Here is a 17,772-nt window from a genome sequence, read left to right as displayed (position 1 = left end):
CATGGGCGCGGGTGCGCGGGGAGCGCATGGGCGCGGGTGCGCGGGGGGCGCGGGGGCGCGGAGCGCCGCGAATGGCGCCGGGAAGGGGCATCCGCTATGCTGTCAAGGTTGCCCGTGTGCCGCGATTGTGCGGCCTCCACGACGTGACGTATGCACAACCCTCCTGCTGCAGAGATCCTGTAGCCGTTTGAGTCCGAAGGAGGTGGGTTAGTCATGCACCAGTACGAGCTGATGGTAATCCTCGATCCCGAGATCGATGAGCGCACTGTTGCTCCCAGCCTTGACAAGTTCCTCAACGTCATCCGTAACGATGGCGGCACCGTCGACAAGGTCGACATCTGGGGACGTCGTCGTCTGGCCTACGAGATCAACAAGAAGTCCGAGGGCATCTACGCCGTCGTCGACTTCACCGCTGAGTCGAAGACCACCGATGAGCTCGACCGCCAGCTGAACCTCAGCGAGGCCGTCATGCGCACCAAGGTGCTCCGCGCCGAAGAGGCGATCGCCCAGGTCGCCGCTCACGCCAAGGCGCAGGAGGCGAAGGCCGCGAAGAAGGCCGCCGCCCAGGCGAAGGCCGGCGCGAAGGCAGCTGCTCCGGCCGCTGCGGTCGCCGCTGCACCCGCCGCCGCCTCGGCCAAGAAGGACGCCTAGTCCTCATGGCCGGCGAGACCATCATCACCGTGGTGGGCAACCTCACTGCAGACCCCGAGCTGCGTTACACGCAGAACGGCCTCGCGGTTGCCAACTTCACCATCGCGTCCACTCCCCGCACGTTCGACCGTCAGGCCAACGAGTGGAAGGACGGTGAAGCGCTGTTCCTGCGCGCGAGCTGCTGGCGTGAATTCGCCGAGCACGTCGCCGGTTCACTCACCAAGGGTTCCCGGGTCATCGCTTCCGGGCGTCTCAAGCAGCGTTCCTACGAGACGAAGGAAGGCGAGAAGCGCACCACCATCGAGCTCGAGATCGACGAGATCGGTCCGAGCCTGCGCTACGCCACCGCGTCCGTGACGCGTGCCCAGTCGAACCGCGGTGCGGTCGGCGGTGCCGGCGGCTCCTTCGGGGGCGGCCAGTCCGACGACGCATGGGCTCCCAGTGCGCCCGCAGCAGCAGCCCAGCAGGGCGGCGGCGGCGACGTGTGGAACACGCCCGGCACCAACTTCGGCGACGAGACCCCCTTCTAGGCCCCCGGGCCGGTGAACTGAGGCCACGAGGCATCCGTTCACTCGAATCGTTTTCAATCAGACAGGAAAGACAATGGCTGGAAAGTCGAGCGGCGATCGCCGCAAGCCGAGCCGCGGGAAGGGCGCGAAGAACGCCGCCCCGGCGAAGAGCATCAAGGTCGGTGTCATCGACTACAAAGACGTCGCGACCCTTCGCAAGTTCATCTCGGAGCGTGGAAAGATCCGCGCCCGTCGCATCACCGGTGTCTCCGTGCAGGAGCAGCGCCTCATCGCCCGCGCCGTGAAGAACGCGCGCGAGATGGCCCTTCTGCCCTACTCGGGCTCCGGCCGCTAAGGAGCACGACAATGGCAAAGGTTATTCTCACGCACGAGGTCTCAGGCCTCGGCACGCCCGGCGACGTCGTCGAGGTCAAGAACGGCTACGCGCGCAACTACCTGGTTCCCCAGGGCTTCGCCACGCCGTGGACCCGCGGTGGCGAGAAGCAGGTCGAGCAGATCAAGGCGGCCCGTGCCGCTCGCGAGCTGCACTCGCTCGAAGACGCGCAGGCCGTCAAGGCCAAGCTCGAGTCGGGCAAGGTTCGGCTGGCCGTCAAGGCGGGCCTGGGCGGTCGCCTCTTCGGCTCGGTGAAGGTGTCGGATGTCGCGGCTGCGGTCGCGGCGGCGGGCCTCGGTGACGTCGACAAGCGCAAGATCCAGATCCCCACGCCGATCAAGGCGGTCGGTGACCACGAGGCGACGATTCGCCTCCACGAGGAGCTCTCGGCCACGATCACCCTTCAGGTGGTCGCGGCGAAGTAGCTTGCCCAGCACGACGCAGACGGCGGTCGGAACCTCGGTTCCGACCGCCGTTTCGTGGTTCTGGCCGCCGGGTGTGTGCGCCGGGTGTGGGCGCGGGGGGTGTGGGCGCTGGGTGTGGGCGCTGGGGGTGTGCGCGGGGGGATGTGCGCAATTCAGGTTCGCCGTCGTGTCGCACGGCGTGTCGTGGCGCGCGCCGGCCGACACGCCGTGCGTGGACCTGAATTGCGCACGGCGGCGACGCGGCTGGGCCCCGGGGGAGGCGGCGGGGCCCGGGCGGCGAGGGCGCTGGGGTCCGGCTTGGACTACACCCTGCGGCGTACCGAGCGCAAGTTCGCTGGGCGTTTTGGTTGAGGGTTGTGCACAGGTCGACGGTTCGCCGCCGGTCAGTTCTGAAGAAGTTTCCATCCACAGGTGTGGAAACGCAAAATGCCCGATCAAACTGGAATTGCATCGGTGTAATTCACAACATTTCCACAGTTTTCCACAGGCCTAGTGCACATGTTCACCGGCGTTTCGCGCAGTCTCTCCACAGAGTTATCCACAGGGCAGGTTGTGTTGTGGACGGGCAGTCCATATCGTGAATCAGCGTCCCTCGGTCAGCGGTTGGCAACCGGTCGGAGAGCCCATGTCAGTGGCTCTGGCCAGACTGAAGAGCGGGCAGGGGAAGCCAGCTCTTCGGGGCCGAAATCGGAGGTCATCCAGTTGTCGATCGCGCACATCGGGCTCGCTGAACCGGCCGACGACGGCGACCCCCGACGCGGCGAACGAGTTCCTCCGCACGACCTGTTGGCCGAGCAGAGCGCCCTCGGCGGCATGATGCTCTCGAAAGACGCGGTCGCCGACGTCATCGAGACCATCCGCGGCGTCGACTTCTACGTTCCCAAGCACGAGGTCGTGTTCAACGCGATCCTCACGCTCTATTCGCACGGCGAGCCCACCGACGTCATCGCGGTCACCGACGAACTCACCAAGACCGGTGAGTTGCAGCGGGCCGGCGGGGTCGAGTACCTGCACAACCTCACGAGCCTGGTGCCGACCGCGGCGAACGCCGGCTTCTACGCCTCGATCGTGGCCGAGCGCGCACTGCTGCGCCGCCTCGTCGAGGCCGGCACCCGCATCGTGCAGATGGGCTACGCGGGCGAGGGCGAGGTCACCGACCTCGTCAACAACGCCCAGGCCGAGATCTACTCGGTGACGGGGTCGGTCGAGACCGAAGACTACGTGCCGCTCTCCGACGCGGTCACGGTGGCGATCGACGAGATCGAGGCGGCCAAGCACACCGACGGCAAGTTCACAGGCGTGCCGACGGGCTTCGCCGACCTCGACGACCTGACCAACGGCTTCCACCCCGGGCAGATGATCATCGTCGCCGCCCGACCCGCCATGGGAAAGTCGACGCTCGCGCTCGACTTCGCCCGCGCTGCGTCGATCACGAACGACCTGCCGTCAGTGTTCTTCTCACTCGAGATGGGCAAGAGCGAGATCGCCATGCGATTGCTCTCAGCAGAGTCATCCGTGCCGCTGCAGAACATGCGCAAGGGCACCGTCGACTCCCGCGACTGGACCACCATCGCGTCGACGCGCGGTCGCATCAACGAGGCGCCGCTCTACATCGACGACTCCCCCAACATGACGCTCGTCGAGATCCGCGCGAAGTGCCGGCGGCTCAAGCAGCGCGTGGGCCTCAAGATGGTCGTCATCGACTACCTGCAGCTCATGACCAGCGGCAAGCGCGTCGAGAGCCGGCAGCAAGAGGTGTCGGAGTTCTCGCGTGCGCTCAAGCTGCTCGCGAAAGAGCTGCAGGTGCCCGTGGTCGCGCTGTCGCAGCTGAACCGTGGGCCTGAGCAGCGCGCCGACAAGATGCCCGCGCTCAGCGACCTGCGCGAGTCGGGCTCGATCGAGCAAGACGCAGACATGGTCATCCTGCTGCACCGCGAAAGCGCCTACGAGCGCGACAGCCCCCGCGCCGGCGAGGCCGACCTCATCGTGGCCAAGCATCGCAACGGCCCGACCCGCACCATCACGGTGGCGTTCCACGGGCACTTCTCGCGGTTCGCCGACATGGTGCAGGTGTAGGTCTCTTCTTGTGTAGGTTCCGCGTGAAGACGGCGGTTTCCACGGATGCGACTGTTGGTGCAGGCTGTTTCGTGACAACCCTTGGCTGATCGTCGACGGCGACCTGCCTAGCGTGGCCGCGATCGAGCGTAACGTTGCGCCCGAGGCCATCAGCTCACGGATCGTCGCCCGCTCGGGCAACGAAAGGTAGCGAGCGCTGATCGGCTTCTGCAACGCCGACAACGACACCGTCGCAGGGTCAGGCGTTCTGGTGGTGGTCACCCCATATGCGGTGCTGACCGACGATTCGGTTGCGGCACTTTGGGGGCAGAATGAGTAGCGGGTCACCGCAACGCGTGGGGCGGGTCCGAGAGCCAACCACGCCAGTCTCGCGGATTCGACCCGGGAGCCCAATGTGTGCCGCCGGCCCGCAGGATCAACCGTGTGGCCGGAGTCGTCTCAGTCGCCGAACGAGAGGCGCGTACCACCGACCCGGTCGGCGTGCAGCCGAAGGACGACACGCCCCTCGGTGACCGCGTCGGCGAGGAAGGAGCTCGGGTCCTCAGGCCGGGCCGCAGCGGGGACCATGCTGAGCAGCTCCAACCCCGTTGCATCACCTGGCTCCGTGGTCGGAGGCGAAACCTCGGCGCGGCCCTCGACTGCAGCGTACGACCAGTGATCGTCGCCAGATACATGCAGCGTCGCTCGCGGGTCGTGCCGCAGATGCTTCGCTTTGAGGCGGTCGCTCGTCGTCGAGAATCGGGCAACCCGCTCCGCCGGATCCCAGATGAACAGCATCGTGGTCAAGTGAGGTTGCCCGTCGCGCTTGAGTGTTGCGAGTACTCCGAACTGCTGTGCGGTGAGCAGTGTGGAGGCTTCGGATTCAGTGAGCGGGACTGGCCCGGCGTTCGTCGTCATGACAGGGTCAACCTCCTCGGCTGCGGCGGCATTCCGAACTGTCGTGCCTCACAGCGGCGTGCCCGTTTTCACCCACCTGAGCACCCCGATAGAAGAAGTCCGCACTCAAGCCATGGGGAGCAGAATCCGACGGCTGGCCGTGCACGGAAGCGCCTCTCGGTGTGCATACGGGCGGCGAACCGCCGATGAGGAAAGAAGCAGCGGCCCGTTTATCGAAATGGGCGCGCTACCGGGTGGCGGTGCTCAGCCGGGTGCGGGTCTGGCAACCGATAGCGTCAGAGCGTGAACCTACATCTGTGTTGACGGGTGGCTGGGGCCCGGGCTGGCGGGCTCGCTCCATCGTCAAGACCGTCGCCGACACCGCCGCCACCGCCGTCGCCTGGATTGACGACCTGGCCGTGCGATCGACCCTGATGCGATGACTGGAGCGCGCCGGGCTCGGTCCTGCCGTGCTGGTGGGATGTTCGCTGCACACGATCGAAGGCCTCCGGGTACCGGCAGATCGCTCGTCTCACGCTGCTCGGCGGAACTGGGGTGCTGAGCAGAGGGGTTGCGAGGCTCACGCAATGCCGCTGAGCACCTGAAGCGCCTGCGGAACGCGACCTGCGGCAGGATGGGCCCATGGCAGAGCAGTTCACCGCGATCGTCGAACCTCACGAGAAGATGCGCGGTCTCGAGGTGCCGCCCGCGGTCGTCGAGGCGCTCGGGGGTGGCAAGCGCCCGCGCGTCGTCGTCACAATCGCCGGCCACTCCTGGCGCACGCGCATCGCGATTATGCGGGGGCGCGACCTCATCGGCTTCAGCAACGCCAACCGCGCGGCCACCGGGGCGGAGGTCGGCGACGAGGTCGTGATCGACCTCGAGCTCGACACCGAGCCGATCGTCGTCGACGAACCGCCGGAACTCAGCGAGGCGCTCGGGGCAGACCCGGCCGCGCGCGCTGAGTTCGACGCGCTGACCCTGAGCCAGCGGCGCCAGCACGCGCGGGTGATCGACCAGGCGAAGGGCGCCGACACCCGCGTGCGCCGCGTCGAGAAGCTGCTCGCCGAACTGCGCGGCGCCTGACGCCGCCCGGCAGGCTCACGCCGCCGGACTTTGAATGGATACGTCCTTTCGGGGATCGGTCGTCACAGAACCGTCTGCGGCGGCGGGCGTTCGAGGCCAGGTCCAGGCGGAGCGCAGGATGAAGGCCAGCAGCAGCACCTCGATTCCGATGGAGATGCCGTAGAAGGCTGCCCACTCCCAGGTGGCCCCTGCCGCGTTGAACATCGAGTAGGGGATGAGGAGCGATGCAACAACGAGATTCGTGGCGCGGTTCACCCGGGCGGGCAGCGTCATGGAGAGCACCAGCATCAGGGCCGGTATCGACACGGACACGAGGAAGATGGTCAACAACGTCGAGCTGATGTCGAACTTCCAGATGAGGCCATTCAGGATGCCGTCGACGACGCCGGGCTTGTAGAAGTTGAAGACGTCGACGTAGACGTAGAGAAACATGAAGCTCGTCCATGCGGCGGCGATCTTGGCCTGCACGGGGATCGGCGGGGTGTCGAGCAGCTTCGGGGTGTTCGTTCGAATGGCCATCGGTTCTTCTTTCGCTAAGAGCGGTCCGTCCGCCGGAGTGGCGGCAGGTCTGGCGTGCATACGCACGGGTTGGGTCGCGCTCGTCGGTCCGGTCGTCAGACGGTGACCAAGTTGACGTTGCGGGTGCTGGCATTCGATCGCTGTTCGATTCCCGCGGAAGCCTCCTCGCATCCGAGCTGCGACTCGAGCTGGTTCGTACACTGTACTCGTACACCGTACTAGTGTTCGTACACTGTACTATGACCGTGTGCCGAACACTTGTCAAGCCGTTCGAGCGAACGAGGAGATCCGTGTCTGAGAGGGAACACCGCCCAGTCGCGTCAGATGCGCTATTGAGCAAGCAGCGGGTGGTGATCGAGGCGGTCCGGCTCGCCGACCGCGAAGGGGTCGACGGGCTGAGCATGCGCCGGCTGGCTGGCGCGCTCGGCGCGGGCGCGATGTCGCTCTACCACTACGTGGCGAACAAGGAGGAGTTGCTTGACGCGATGATCGACCTCGTGTTCGAGGAGATCGAGCTCCCGCCCCAAGAGACCGACTGGCAGTCGGCGATGCGACGGTGGGCGGTATCCGCCCGACAGGTTCTCGCACGCCACCCGTGGGCGATCGGCCTGATGCAGTCGCGGACATCGCCGGGGCCCGCGAACCTCCGCCACAGCGAAGCGGTCACCGCCTGCCTGCGGACGGCTGGCTTCCCGGTCTTCATGGCGACGCACGCCAACTGGTTGCTCGACAGCTATGTCTACGGGTTCGCCCTGCAGGAAGCCAGCCTGCCGTTCGACACCGCCGATGAGCTCGCCGACATGGTCGAGGGCGTCTTCCTGCCCCAGCTTCCTCCTGACGAGTTCCCCTACCTCAACGAGTCCGCAGCGGCGCTCGTCGCTGCCGGCTACGACCCGGCGGAGGAGTTCATCTTCGGCTTGGACCTCGTTCTCGGCGCACTCGAGCCTCTGAGAGCCACCGCGTAGCAACGCTCGCTGACCGTCCTTCAACGCTCCTACCTTTCGCCAGCCGCGAGGTGGGCGGAGTGGCGGCTTAGGAATCCGGTTGGTGGCACCGGGACGGGATGACCGCCGAAGCCCGTAGCCCGGGGTGCCGCAGTCACCGCTTCGGCCGTTGATGGCTCACCGTGAGGCCGTGCTCGAACGCGTAGGCGGTCGCTGCGCTGCGAGTCGGCAGCCCCAACTTGGTCAGGATGTGTGTGACGTGGGTGGCGGCGGTCTTCTCGCTGATGGTCAGTTGCTTCGCGATCTGGCGGTTCGTCAGCCCTTGCGCGATGTGCGCGAGCACCTCCTCCTCCCGACGCGTCAACACACCCGATTGCGGGTCGATCTGCGACAGTCGGGCGTTGGCGTCTCTCTCCGCGCGAACCGCGCCGAGCCGTGTGAAGATATGGCGGGCCGCGGCAAGCTCCATCTCCGCACCCTCCAGGTCGCCCGCGGCTTGGCATCCGGCAGCAATGACCACTCGTGTTCGCGCGGCCTCGTACGGAGCCTCGAGTTCGTGCCAGATGCGCAGCGCCGCCCGTAGTGCCGTGAGTGCGGCACTCAGCTGACCTTCCGCGAGCAAGACGGAACCCAACGCCGTCAGGTGGAGCGACTCGGGCAGGGGTGTTCCGAGCTTCTCGGCCACATCGGCCAACTCCGCCACGGCCGAGCGAGCAGCGGTCACGTCGCCGGCCGCGAGGGCGACCTCAACGAAACCCGGGGCGAGCTGAGCGCGGGCGGTCGAGTCTCCTGCCTCTCGGTAGGCTCGCCGGATCGCAGCCGCGGCCGCCTGAACGTTCCCCTCCGCCAGCCTCAGCAATGCGAGCCCGGGCTGAGGGTCCCTGCCGAGTTCGCCGGCGCGCTGGTATTCGACGGCGGCGTCGTGGTCACGCCCACGCAGGCGGTGGAGTTCGCCCGTCAAGTATGCGGCGGCACCCCGGATTCCCCGGCCCGGCGGACGTGCAACCCGGGTCGCCAGTTGCTCGAGTTGTTCGATTGCTGCGTCCCAGTCGCCGCGCAGGAGCATCGCCTCGGCGCGATGGAGCAGACACTGGCCGCGGTAGAGCATCAATTCGGGTTGGTCGTCGACCCACCTTCCCAGCGAGATCGTCCACGCCCGCGTTCGCTCGATGTCCATGAGTTCGTTGCAGCCGTCGATGACGGTGCAGTACGCATCGCCGACCGCGATCGCTGAGACGTCGTGGGACTCGATGGCGACGATCCCCTCGTCGAGCAGCGCCAATCCATCATCGATACGGCCGAGGTGGATCAGGCATCGTCCTTCGCCGATGCGAGCCAGGGCGACGAGTTGCGCGTCGCGAAAGAGGGTGCCGATCTCGACTGCAGCGTGGAAGGCATCGTATCCAGCGCTGATATTGCCCGAGAAGGTTGCTCGCATCGCGGATGCGTAGCGGAGGTAGCCCCGTTCGACGCACTCGATCCTGCGGTCGTCCAGCAACCTCAGGGCGCGATCGATCCACCCACCACCGCGAGCCAGGTGCCCGCTGTTCAGCAGCGAGAAGGCCAGCCAGAACGCGCACCGCGCCGCCCGGGCGACGTCGCCCACGTTCGCCGATGCCTCGTGAGCGGTGATCCAGGCCGCCTGACTCTCTTCGTCCAGTCCCGCGAGATACGCGGCCGAAGCGAGCCGCTCCAGGTCATCGACCTCGAGCGCCTCGTCGACCGAGGCTGCTGACAGTTCGTCGTACGCGCGGCGCCAAGCGCGCGTGTTGAACGCTATCCGCGCACGGCCGACGCGAGAGTCATCCACAAACCCATAGTGGCCCCCTGCCGCCGATCATGCCCAGAAACCGGCTGCGTCGGCCGGGCCCGCCGCGATGAACCACCACTCGCGAACACGCCCGTCGACGAACCGATACACGAACGCGTTCTGCATATCCAGTGTTCGGCCGTTGCGTGCGAATTCCGCGTGCTCCCACTCGGCTCCCCACTCATCGTCGGCCACGCAGAACAGTTGCTCGAGTGTCACGTTGCCGTCGGTCAGTTCGAAGACCGTTCCGATGGCTGTCAGCACGCCGTCGACTCCGGCATGATCGCCCGCGAACGGGATGGGCCCGCGACCATGGAACACCATGTCGTCGGTGAAGATCCTGCCCAAGCTCTCACGGTCGTTCTCGACGATCGCCTCGGTCATGCGGTCGATGACCCCGATGTTCGGGTGCGTGCTCATGATGAACTCCTTCGCTCGAAGACCTACCGTTGAACTCAACGTAGGAAGGCCCGCGTGCCCCCACATCGGGCAGACCGTTGATCTTCGGATGCCGCGACTCAGCAATGTTGCTGACGCCGGGCGCCGGACCAGGACTTGGCGCGGCGATGCTCAACCGAGATCGGCGATCGCCGCCCGATTCGTCTCGTAGACCGGCCGGTCGCCGAGCAGGCCCAGGTCGCTGAGCCGGGTTCGCGCCTCGGGCCGCACTCGGCTGAACCCGAGGTCGACGTCATGTAGTGCGAGCCACGTGAGCAGAACCTCGAACGACTCGGCGCCGGTGACGTCGACATCGGTGACCGCTTCCATGTCGATCACGACGTGCCGAACAGGGCCACGCCCCGCGGCATCCGCACCGCGCACCGCGCGCTTGACCGCATCACTGAAGACGGTGCTGTTCGCGAAGAACAGCGGCGCCGCGAGGCGCACGACGACGACGCCCGGCGCGGTGACGGCGCCCGTCGGCGCTTCTTCGAGAAGGGAGTCGGTCGGCTCGCCCGTCGAGGCGAGCACGTCGATCGCCGGGTTCGCCGCGCGCTTGGCAAGGTTGATGAGGGCGAGCACGAATGCGACGACGATGCCGGGGATCGCCCCGATGAACAGTGTCACCAGGAAGCACGCCGCCCCGACGACGAACTCGAACCGGTCCTGGCGCCACAGGGTCGTGAACTCGCGGATGCCGAGCAGCGGCAGGATCGCGACGCCGACGATCGCGCCGATGGCCGGCGAGGGGATGTCGGCGAGCAGGGCGGTGCCGAAGAGCAGCAGCAGCACCGTGCCGGCGGCGAGCACGAGCGAGGGCAGCTGGGTGCGCGAGCCGGCCTGGTCCATGGCCGCGGTGCGAGACGTCGACGCGCCGACGGCGAAGCTGGCGCTCGCGCCGGCGGCGACGTTGCCGAGCCCGATGGCGAACAGGTCGCGGTTGGGGCTCGTCTGGTAGCCGCGCTTCTCGCCGTACGACCGCGAGACCAGCAGGCCCTCGGCCGTGGTGACGAGGGTGAGCGCGATCGCCGATGGGATGAGTGCCAGCCACATCGTCCAGTCGATGACGGGCCACGTGATGGCGGGCAGGCCGGCCGGCACCTCGCCCAGCACGTCGACGCCCGCATCGTCGAGGTCGGCGATCACCACCGCGACGGTGCCGAGCACGAGCACGACGAGTGCCCACGGCACGGCCGGCATCAGCCGCCGACCGCCGAGCAGGATAGCCACCGAGATGATCGAGATGACGAGCGAGACGAGGTTCGTCGTGCCGAGACCCGTCACGAGCCCGATCATCTTGTCGACGAACTCGCCGCCCGAGTCGGTCTTCACGCCCAGCATCTTGGCGATCTGGCTCACCAGGATGTCGAGCGCGAGGCCGCCGACGAAGCCCACGAGGATCGGCTTCGAGAGGAAATTCGCGAGGAATCCGAGTTTCAGCACCGCGAGCGCGACGAACAGGATGCCGCAGATGATGGCCTGCGCCATGGCAAGGGTCGCGTAGTCGGCGCTGCCGGCGGCGGCCAGCCCGCCGATCGACGAGGCGACGAGCGCTGCCGCCGCGGCGTCGGGCGACGCGACGAGCTGGCGACTCGACACGACGAGCGCGTAGATGACGGTGGGCACGATCAGCGCGTACAGGCCCGCCGTCGCGGGCAGTCCGGCGATCTGGGCGTAGCCGATGTTCAGGGGGATCGCGATCGCAAGCAGTGTGACTCCGGCGGTGAGCTCACGCAGCAGATTGCGGCGGTTCAGCCCGGCCAGCGGCTTCTGCACATGGCCCCCTCCGACGATTCCAACCCGACCCTAGCCACAATGGCGCACACGCAGCGTCGAGCGCCAGCCCCCCAGCCCCCAGCCCGCACGGCCGCAGCGGTCGCAGCGGTCGCGAGCGCTGCGTGGTGGAATAGCCCCATGCTCGTCCATCCACCGAAGGCCCGCCCCGGCGATCGGGTCGCCGTCGTCTCCCCGGCGTTCGCCGCACCCGCCGTGGGGCCCGCCGTGCACGAGCAGGCGATGCGGCGGCTCGTCGAACTCACCGGACTCGTGCCGGTCGAGTACCCGACGACCCGTCGACTCGACGCCACGCCCGAAGACCGAGCCGCCGACCTCAATGCGGCGTTCGCCGACCCGAGCATCCGGGCGGTGTTGGCCACGATCGGTGGCGACGACCAGATCACCGTCATCCCGCACCTCGACCCCGAACTCATCCGACGCGATCCGAAGCCGTTCGTCGGCCACAGCGACAACACCAACCTGCACGACTGGCTGTGGCGGCAGGGCGTCGCGTCGTTCTACGGCGGCTCGACCCAGGTGCATCTCGGTTCGGGGCCGAGCGCCGACCCTGAGCAGGTCACGTCGTTGCGTGCGGCACTGCTCGACGGCGGCGTGCTCGAGCTCACCGAGCCCGGCGAGTCGCAGGACTTCGGCCTCGACTGGGCCGACCCTCGGGCGCTCACCGTCGGTGGCGAGCGCTGGGCGACCGAGCCATGGGCCTGGGCGGGGCCCGCGACATCCGTGACCGGTGCGACCTGGGGCGGATGCCTCGAGGCGATCCAGTGGCTGCTCACCGCGGGCCGCGGGCCGGCCGACCCGAGCGCCCTCGCCGGCGGGGTGCTGCTCATCGAGACGAGCGAAGAGCTCATTCCCGTGCTCGAGTTCGGCCGAATCCTGCGCAACCTCGGCGAACGCGGCCTGCTCGGGGCCGTGCAGGGCGTGCTGGTCGCCCGCCCGCCGGCGTCGAACTTCGAGGTGCTGCCGACCCGGGCCGAACAGGATGAGTACCGTGCGCGGCAACGCGACGCGGCGATCGAGGTGATCGCGCGCTACAACCCCGACGCCGTCGTCTGCGTGGGCGTCCCCTTCGGGCACACCCGCCCGCAATGGATCGTGCCGCACGGCGGCGAAGTCACGCTCGACGGCGCGGCGCGGCGAGTCTGGGCCGACTACCGCTGAGCCGGCCCGCAGACACCGAGCGGATGTCCCGTGCCGCGGTATCGACCCGAAGAACCGAGTGCGACGACGTGCTCTTCGCCGCGGAACTCCGCGTCGAAGTCCCCAGAACGAAAGATTCCGGCTTCTTAAGCATCGAAATGGGGTCATTTGGCGCGAGTCGTGGAGTGCGCGACTTACGCTGATCGACATGCTGCAGTGACGCCGTCGGCGGCGTCCGCTCATCGAGGAGGAGAAGCCGCATGTCTCGTATCGGCATTGTGACCGAGCAGAGCCCAGAGAGCCGCGTGGCGGCGACACCGGCGACGGTGAAGCAGTTGATCGCGCTCGGCTACGAGGTCGTGGTCGAAGCGGGCGCGGGCGCGGGGTCGGCATTCCTCGATGACGCCTACCTCGAAGCGGGCGCTCGTGTCACGACCGCGGCGGAGGTGCTCGCGAGCGACCTCGTGCTGAAGGTCAACGCACCCACCGACGCCGAGATCGCACAGCTCGCGCCCGGCACGACGATCATCGGCCTGCTGGCGCCCGCGTTCAAGCCCGAGCTGCTCGAGGCGCTCGCGGCGCGCGGCGTGACCGCGCTCGCGATGGACGCGGTGCCGCGCATCTCGCGCGCCCAGTCGATGGACGTGCTGAGCTCGATGGCGAACATCTCGGGCTACCGTGCGGTCGTCGAGGCCGCGCACGAGTTCGGCCGATTCTTCACCGGGCAGGTCACGGCGGCCGGCAAGGTGCCGCCCGCGAAGGTGCTCGTCGCAGGCGCCGGCGTGGCGGGACTCGCCGCGATCGGCGCGGCTTCGAGCCTGGGCGCGATCGTGCGGGCGACCGACCCGCGCCCCGAGGTCGCCGACCAGGTGAAGTCGATCGGCGGTGAGTACCTGAAGGTCGAGGTCGAGGTCGAGCAGTCGACCGACGGCTACGCCAAGGCGACGAGCGAGGCCTACGACCGGCGGGCCGCCGAGATCTACTCCGAGCAGGCTCGCGATGTCGACATCATCATCACGACCGCCCTCATTCCCGGTCGGCCTGCGCCCAAGCTGATCACGGCGGCGGATGTCGCGACCATGAAGTCGGGCAGCGTCATCGTCGACATGGCTGCCGGGCAGGGAGGCAACGTCGCGGGCTCGGTTGCGGGCGAGCGGATCGTGACCCCCAACGGCGTCATCATCCTCGGCTACACCGACCTCGCGTCGCGCCTTCCCACCCAGGCCTCGCAGCTGTACGGCACGAACGTCGTCAACCTCGTGAAGCTGCTGACGCCGGCGAAGAACGGCGAACTGGTGCTCGACTTCGACGACATCGTGCAGCGCTCGGTCACGGTCGCACGCGATGGCCTGGTGACCTGGCCGCCACCACCGGTGCAGGTCTCCGCCGCACCTGTGGCCGCGGCATCCGCCCCTTCGATGCCTGTGCACGAGACCAAGAAGCCGATGTCGCCCGTCAAGAAAGTCGTGCTCGTCGCCGTCGGCATCGCGGCGCTGTTCGCCGTGAACGCGATCGCTCCCCCGCCGCTGCCGCAGCACTTCACGGTGCTCGTGCTCGCGGTCGTCGTCGGGTTCTACGTGATCGGCAAGGTCGCGCACGCGCTGCACACGCCGCTCATGAGCGTGACCAACGCCATCTCAGGCATCATCGTCGTCGGCGCCATGGTGCAGATCACGAGCGAGGTGCCCGTCGTGCAGGCGCTCGCCGCAGTGGCCCTGCTGCTCGCCAGCATCAACATCTTCGGCGGCTTCGCCGTGACCCGGCGCATGCTCGCGATGTTCGCCAAGGGCGCCGCCCCGGCAGCCGCCGCGCCGAGTGCCGCCCCGAGCGCCGCCGCCCCGAGTGCCGCCGCCCCGAGTGCCGACGCCCCGAGTGACGTCGCAGCCGCTGCGTCGGAGACCGCGCGACCCCCTGCCGCAGCGGGTCGTAAGACTGGAGCCCACCGTGCCTGAGTCCGCAAACCTGTTGAGCCCGGCGTCGATCGCCGGCGCCGCCTACATCGTCGCGGCGCTGCTGTTCATCATGAGCCTCGCCGGGCTGAGCCGGCATGAAACCGCCAAGGCCGGTGTCAACTACGGCATCGCCGGTATGGCGATCGCGCTCATCGCCACCGTGTGGACCACGTTCGCCGATGCCTGGGGCACGCCGCAGGCGACGACCGGGCTCATCCTGCTCGTGGTCGCCGTGATCGTCGGCGCGGCGATCGGGCTGTGGCGCGCACGCATCGTCGCCATGACGGGCATGCCCGAGCTCATCGCGCTGCTGCACAGCTTCGTCGGGCTCGCGGCCGTGCTCGTCGGGTGGAACGGCGCGCTCGAGGAAACCGGCGTGACCGGTGCCCTGCTCGACATCCACCACGCCGAGGTCTTCATCGGCGTCTTCATCGGCGCGGTCACCTTCACCGGGTCGATCGTGGCGTTCCTCAAGCTCTCGGCGCGAATGTCGTCGGCGCCGCTCATGCTTCCCGGCAAGAACGCGCTCAACCTCGGCGCACTGGTCGCGTTCGTCGTGCTCACCGTCTGGTACGTGATCACCCCCGAGCTCTGGCTGCTCGTCGTCGTCACGGCGCTCGCGCTCGCGCTCGGCTGGCACCTCGTCGCCTCGATCGGCGGCGGCGACATGCCGGTCGTCATCTCGATGCTGAACAGCTACTCGGGATGGGCCGCCGCGGCAGCAGGCTTCCTGCTGAACAACGACCTGCTCATCGTGACGGGCGCGCTCGTCGGCTCGTCGGGTGCGTACCTGTCGTACATCATGTGCAAAGCGATGAACCGGTCGTTCATCTCGGTGATCGCCGGCGGCTTCGGCATCGCCGCGCCCACGTCGACCGGCGACGTCGAGGGCGAGGTGCGCGAGATCGGCGCTGAGGATGCCGCGGAGTTGTTGCGCGACGCGTCGACGGTGATCATCACACCCGGCTACGGCATGGCCGTGGCGCAGGCGCAATACCCGGTCGCCGAGCTCACGAGCCGCCTGCGCGAACGCGGCATCGAGGTGCGGTTCGGCATCCACCCGGTCGCCGGCCGCCTTCCCGGGCACATGAACGTGCTGCTCGCCGAGGCGAAGGTGCCGTACGACATCGTCGAGGAGATGGACGAGATCAACGACGACTTCGGCGACACCACGGTCGTACTCGTGATCGGTGCGAACGACACGGTGAACCCGGCCGCGGCCGAAGACCCCGGAAGCCCGATCGCGGGCATGCCCGTGCTGCGGGTATGGGAGGCCTCGAACGTCATCGTGTTCAAGCGCTCGATGTCGGCCGGCTACGCCGGGGTGGCGAACCCGCTGTTCTACCGCGACAACGCCCAGATGCTCTTCGGCGACGCCAAGCAGCGCGTCGAGGACATCCTGCGGGCGATCTGAGGTCATCGCCACCCCGAGCGTTTCCGTTCACGCCCCTTGTGGCCGTTGCGACGGCCCCAATCGGCGCGAACGGATACATTCGGCGACCGGAGAGCGGGGTGCCTCGGGCGGTCTAGAGTGGGCGCATGTCTTCGGCCAACCATCGCGCTCTCGGGCTTCCGACCTCACGCGGCGTGCGCGTCGCGTGGCTGCCGGGCCCGCTGATGTTCGCCTTCGGCGGAGTCATCACATGGGTCGGCGGCATGGGCCTCTTTGTTCCGTTCGTGTTCATCGGAGGAGCCATCGCCGCATTCCTGTTGTGGTTGGCGTGGAAGTCCCGTCCATTCGAACGGGCAGTGTCGAATCGCACCCGTCGCTTGGCCCAATCCAATCCTGACCACTTGGTCTTCTCGGCGCGCGGAGACGTCACTGCGGGAGGCGAGATCCTGCGATTCCGGACGAACGACGAGCCACTCGAGATCGACGGTCGGTGGACCGTCGATGCCTCTGCTGAGGGTCTGCGGATCTGGTGCGGGGTCACGGAGGATGCGCTGGTCGTCGAATGGCCGTGGCGGGCGATTCGCACGATCAACTTGGCACGAGATGGAAGGCCGGTCGTCGCTGGCCAGAGGCCGCATGCTGCACTCACCCTCGGGGTCCGTGACGGAGGACGAGAATCGAAGATCCGACTGTGCGTCGTCCGTACCGGGTCAACGTTCGGGTCACCGGCACCGTTCGAGCAGTGGGTAGGTGTGCGGGACGGACTTCGCGCGCTGAGAGACTCCGCGCGCGCCGACGCGGATCGTGCGGCCTCCGCTGGAACGTAGGATGGATCGGTAACCCCCGATGTGAAAGAGGTCGCCGTGGCCACCGCCCGCGATGCTGCTCCCGAGCGCGCCCAGTCCTGGGTCGTCCCGGTCGTCCGCGGCCTCCTCGCCGCGGTCGCCGCGGTCGTGATCACGTTCTCGCAGGACCACTCGCCTGAGTTCGGGTCACTCGTCTTCGGCGTCTGGGCCGTCATCGCGGGCCTCGTCGTCGGCGCCCTGTCATTGCGACTGGTCACGGCACGGGGCATCCGCTCGCTCTTCGCCATCAATGCCGTCGTCACGGTCGTCGCCGGCCTGCTGGCGCTGACCGTTCCCGGCGGCGGCCTGCCGTTCCTGCTCTACCTCGTGAGCGTGTGGGCGGCCGTCACCGGCTTCGTCGAACTCTTCGCCGGCCTGCGTGCTCGCGGCACGGTGGCCGGCGCACGCGACTGGATCGCCGTCGGCGCGTTCACCGCCCTGCTCGCGATCGTCTTCCTGCTGCTTCCGCCCGACGCCGTCACCGCGGTCGGCCTGCTCGGCGGGTACCTCGTGATCGTCGGCGTGTACCTCGTCATCGGCGGTCTCTCGTTGAAGTGGGCCGCCGCCCCGGCCGAGCCCGGAGCCGCGACCGGAACGGAGCAGCAGTCGTGACCCAGTCCCCCGGCGAGTTCAAGCCGAACAGGCGCGATGTGCTGCGCCCCGTCGAGTACGTCGGCGGCGCGGCGATCGCGGCGGTGTTCACGGGCGTCGTCGTGCTCTTCACGACCCGGGACCTCACGCTGGCGCTCATCATCGCGGGCATCGCGTTCATCGCCGTGCTCGTCGTGCTCGCACTGCTCGCGATGGCGATCAAGCCCGACGCCGACGAGACGGCCGAGATCGACGGCACGGATGACCCGGGCGCGGGCGATCCCGGCCGCTCAGGCGGCCCCGGGTCGGGCCACTAGTTCGACGGC

The 17,772-nt window shown here is 68.1% G+C and carries 17 protein-coding genes and 1 pseudogene; 12 read left to right on the top strand and 6 right to left on the bottom strand.

The genetic code is table 11. From position 1 onward, the window contains the following. Nucleotides 1-213: 213 nt before the first annotated feature. From rpsF to dnaB, 5 genes are all read left to right on the top strand, one after another. Nucleotides 214-651, top strand: a complete 438-nt coding sequence (gene rpsF / locus ABD164_RS02295; protein WP_344292980.1) for a 30S ribosomal protein S6 — start codon at nucleotides 214-216, stop codon at nucleotides 649-651. A 5-nt stretch (nucleotides 652-656) separates the two neighbouring features. Then, a complete protein-coding gene (locus ABD164_RS02290) occupies nucleotides 657-1,181 on the top strand; it encodes a single-stranded DNA-binding protein (protein WP_344292978.1) in 525 nt (174 codons plus the stop codon). 73 nt (nucleotides 1,182-1,254) lie between these two features. Continuing rightward, nucleotides 1,255-1,515, top strand: coding sequence for a 30S ribosomal protein S18 (gene rpsR, locus ABD164_RS02285; RefSeq protein WP_056727560.1), 261 nt, complete (start codon nucleotides 1,255-1,257; stop codon nucleotides 1,513-1,515). Nucleotides 1,516-1,526: 11 nt separating this feature from the next. Beyond that, complete coding sequence (gene rplI, locus ABD164_RS02280) at nucleotides 1,527-1,979, top strand: 50S ribosomal protein L9 (RefSeq protein ID WP_344292976.1); 453 nt, start codon at nucleotides 1,527-1,529, stop codon at nucleotides 1,977-1,979. Nucleotides 1,980-2,681: 702 nt separating this feature from the next. Then, entirely contained in the window at nucleotides 2,682-4,055 is a 1,374-nt protein-coding gene (gene dnaB / locus ABD164_RS02275; RefSeq protein ID WP_344292974.1) for a replicative DNA helicase, read from the top strand. A 78-nt stretch (nucleotides 4,056-4,133) separates the two neighbouring features. Here the strand turns inward: dnaB and ABD164_RS18000 are convergent. Together ABD164_RS18000 and ABD164_RS02270 are read right to left on the bottom strand one after the other, a co-directional pair. Next, nucleotides 4,134-4,283 (bottom strand): annotated as a pseudogene (locus ABD164_RS18000) (helix-turn-helix domain-containing protein); the annotation flags it as partial. Between the two features lie 210 nt (nucleotides 4,284-4,493). After that, complete coding sequence (locus tag ABD164_RS02270; RefSeq protein ID WP_344292972.1) at nucleotides 4,494-4,952, bottom strand: PPOX class F420-dependent oxidoreductase; 459 nt, start codon at nucleotides 4,950-4,952, stop codon at nucleotides 4,494-4,496. A gap of 621 nt (nucleotides 4,953-5,573) precedes the next feature. Here ABD164_RS02270 and ABD164_RS02265 point away from each other — a divergent pair. Continuing rightward, nucleotides 5,574-6,017 carry a YdeI/OmpD-associated family protein gene (locus tag ABD164_RS02265; RefSeq protein WP_344292970.1) on the top strand — a complete coding sequence of 148 codons (444 nt, stop codon included), beginning with the start codon at nucleotides 5,574-5,576 and terminating at the stop codon, nucleotides 6,015-6,017. A 15-nt stretch (nucleotides 6,018-6,032) separates the two neighbouring features. On the opposite strand, the gene ABD164_RS02260 is transcribed toward ABD164_RS02265, so the two are convergent. Continuing rightward, nucleotides 6,033-6,596: a DUF6326 family protein gene (locus ABD164_RS02260; RefSeq protein ID WP_344292968.1), complete on the bottom strand. Its 564-nt coding sequence runs from the start codon at nucleotides 6,594-6,596 to the stop codon at nucleotides 6,033-6,035. A gap of 230 nt (nucleotides 6,597-6,826) precedes the next feature. Between ABD164_RS02260 and ABD164_RS02255 the strand changes: the two genes are divergently transcribed. Continuing rightward, nucleotides 6,827-7,501 carry a TetR/AcrR family transcriptional regulator gene (locus ABD164_RS02255; RefSeq protein WP_344292965.1) on the top strand — a complete coding sequence of 225 codons (675 nt, stop codon included), beginning with the start codon at nucleotides 6,827-6,829 and terminating at the stop codon, nucleotides 7,499-7,501. A gap of 133 nt (nucleotides 7,502-7,634) precedes the next feature. Here ABD164_RS02255 and ABD164_RS02250 read toward each other — a convergent pair whose 3' ends face one another. The 3 genes from ABD164_RS02250 to ABD164_RS02240 form a co-directional block, all read right to left on the bottom strand. Next, nucleotides 7,635-9,086: a helix-turn-helix transcriptional regulator gene (locus ABD164_RS02250; protein ID WP_344292963.1), complete on the bottom strand. Its 1,452-nt coding sequence runs from the start codon at nucleotides 9,084-9,086 to the stop codon at nucleotides 7,635-7,637. Nucleotides 9,087-9,317: 231 nt separating this feature from the next. Continuing rightward, nucleotides 9,318-9,710 carry a nuclear transport factor 2 family protein gene (locus tag ABD164_RS02245; RefSeq protein WP_344292961.1) on the bottom strand — a complete coding sequence of 131 codons (393 nt, stop codon included), beginning with the start codon at nucleotides 9,708-9,710 and terminating at the stop codon, nucleotides 9,318-9,320. A gap of 150 nt (nucleotides 9,711-9,860) precedes the next feature. Continuing rightward, complete coding sequence (locus ABD164_RS02240) at nucleotides 9,861-11,507, bottom strand: SulP family inorganic anion transporter (protein WP_344292959.1); 1,647 nt, start codon at nucleotides 11,505-11,507, stop codon at nucleotides 9,861-9,863. 138 nt (nucleotides 11,508-11,645) lie between these two features. Between ABD164_RS02240 and ABD164_RS02235 the strand changes: the two genes are divergently transcribed. The 5 genes from ABD164_RS02235 (at nucleotide 11,646) to ABD164_RS02215 (ending at nucleotide 17,763) form a co-directional block, all read left to right on the top strand. Continuing rightward, nucleotides 11,646-12,686, top strand: a complete 1,041-nt coding sequence (locus ABD164_RS02235) for a S66 family peptidase (RefSeq protein ID WP_344292958.1) — start codon at nucleotides 11,646-11,648, stop codon at nucleotides 12,684-12,686. A 239-nt stretch (nucleotides 12,687-12,925) separates the two neighbouring features. Beyond that, a complete protein-coding gene (locus tag ABD164_RS02230; RefSeq protein ID WP_344292956.1) occupies nucleotides 12,926-14,617 on the top strand; it encodes a Re/Si-specific NAD(P)(+) transhydrogenase subunit alpha in 1,692 nt (563 codons plus the stop codon). 70 nt (nucleotides 14,618-14,687) lie between these two features. Next, entirely contained in the window at nucleotides 14,688-16,031 is a 1,344-nt protein-coding gene (gene pntB, locus ABD164_RS02225; RefSeq protein ID WP_344293381.1) for a Re/Si-specific NAD(P)(+) transhydrogenase subunit beta, read from the top strand. An 842-nt stretch (nucleotides 16,032-16,873) separates the two neighbouring features. Then, nucleotides 16,874-17,467 (top strand): HdeD family acid-resistance protein, encoded by a 594-nt coding sequence (locus ABD164_RS02220; RefSeq protein WP_344292954.1) that lies wholly within the window; start codon nucleotides 16,874-16,876, stop codon nucleotides 17,465-17,467. Continuing rightward, complete coding sequence (locus ABD164_RS02215; RefSeq protein WP_344292952.1) at nucleotides 17,464-17,763, top strand: hypothetical protein; 300 nt, start codon at nucleotides 17,464-17,466, stop codon at nucleotides 17,761-17,763. Before ABD164_RS02220 ends, ABD164_RS02215 begins: the two co-directional genes overlap by 4 nt. Nucleotides 17,764-17,772 lie beyond the last annotated feature (9 nt).

Origin of the sequence: Agromyces neolithicus (genome assembly GCF_039529735.1) — a bacterium.
In the GTDB taxonomy this organism is placed as follows: domain Bacteria; phylum Actinomycetota; class Actinomycetes; order Actinomycetales; family Microbacteriaceae; genus Agromyces; species Agromyces neolithicus.
Note: the sequence above shows the minus strand (reverse complement) of the source record. Positions and strands in the feature narration are given on the sequence as shown.

Coding starts and splice junctions, on each gene's coding strand:
- rpsF (WP_344292980.1), top strand. CDS start 214: ATGCACCAGTACGAGCTGATGGTAATCCTCGATCCCGAGATCGATGAG.
- ABD164_RS02290 (WP_344292978.1), top strand. CDS start 657: ATGGCCGGCGAGACCATCATCACCGTGGTGGGCAACCTCACTGCAGAC.
- rpsR (WP_056727560.1), top strand. CDS start 1,255: ATGGCTGGAAAGTCGAGCGGCGATCGCCGCAAGCCGAGCCGCGGGAAG.
- rplI (WP_344292976.1), top strand. CDS start 1,527: ATGGCAAAGGTTATTCTCACGCACGAGGTCTCAGGCCTCGGCACGCCC.
- ABD164_RS02270 (WP_344292972.1), bottom strand. CDS start 4,952: ATGACGACGAACGCCGGGCCAGTCCCGCTCACTGAATCCGAAGCCTCC.
- ABD164_RS02265 (WP_344292970.1), top strand. CDS start 5,574: ATGGCAGAGCAGTTCACCGCGATCGTCGAACCTCACGAGAAGATGCGC.
- ABD164_RS02260 (WP_344292968.1), bottom strand. CDS start 6,596: ATGCACGCCAGACCTGCCGCCACTCCGGCGGACGGACCGCTCTTAGCG.
- ABD164_RS02245 (WP_344292961.1), bottom strand. CDS start 9,710: ATGAGCACGCACCCGAACATCGGGGTCATCGACCGCATGACCGAGGCG.
- ABD164_RS02235 (WP_344292958.1), top strand. CDS start 11,646: ATGCTCGTCCATCCACCGAAGGCCCGCCCCGGCGATCGGGTCGCCGTC.
- ABD164_RS02230 (WP_344292956.1), top strand. CDS start 12,926: ATGTCTCGTATCGGCATTGTGACCGAGCAGAGCCCAGAGAGCCGCGTG.
- pntB (WP_344293381.1), top strand. CDS start 14,688: ATGAGCCTCGCCGGGCTGAGCCGGCATGAAACCGCCAAGGCCGGTGTC.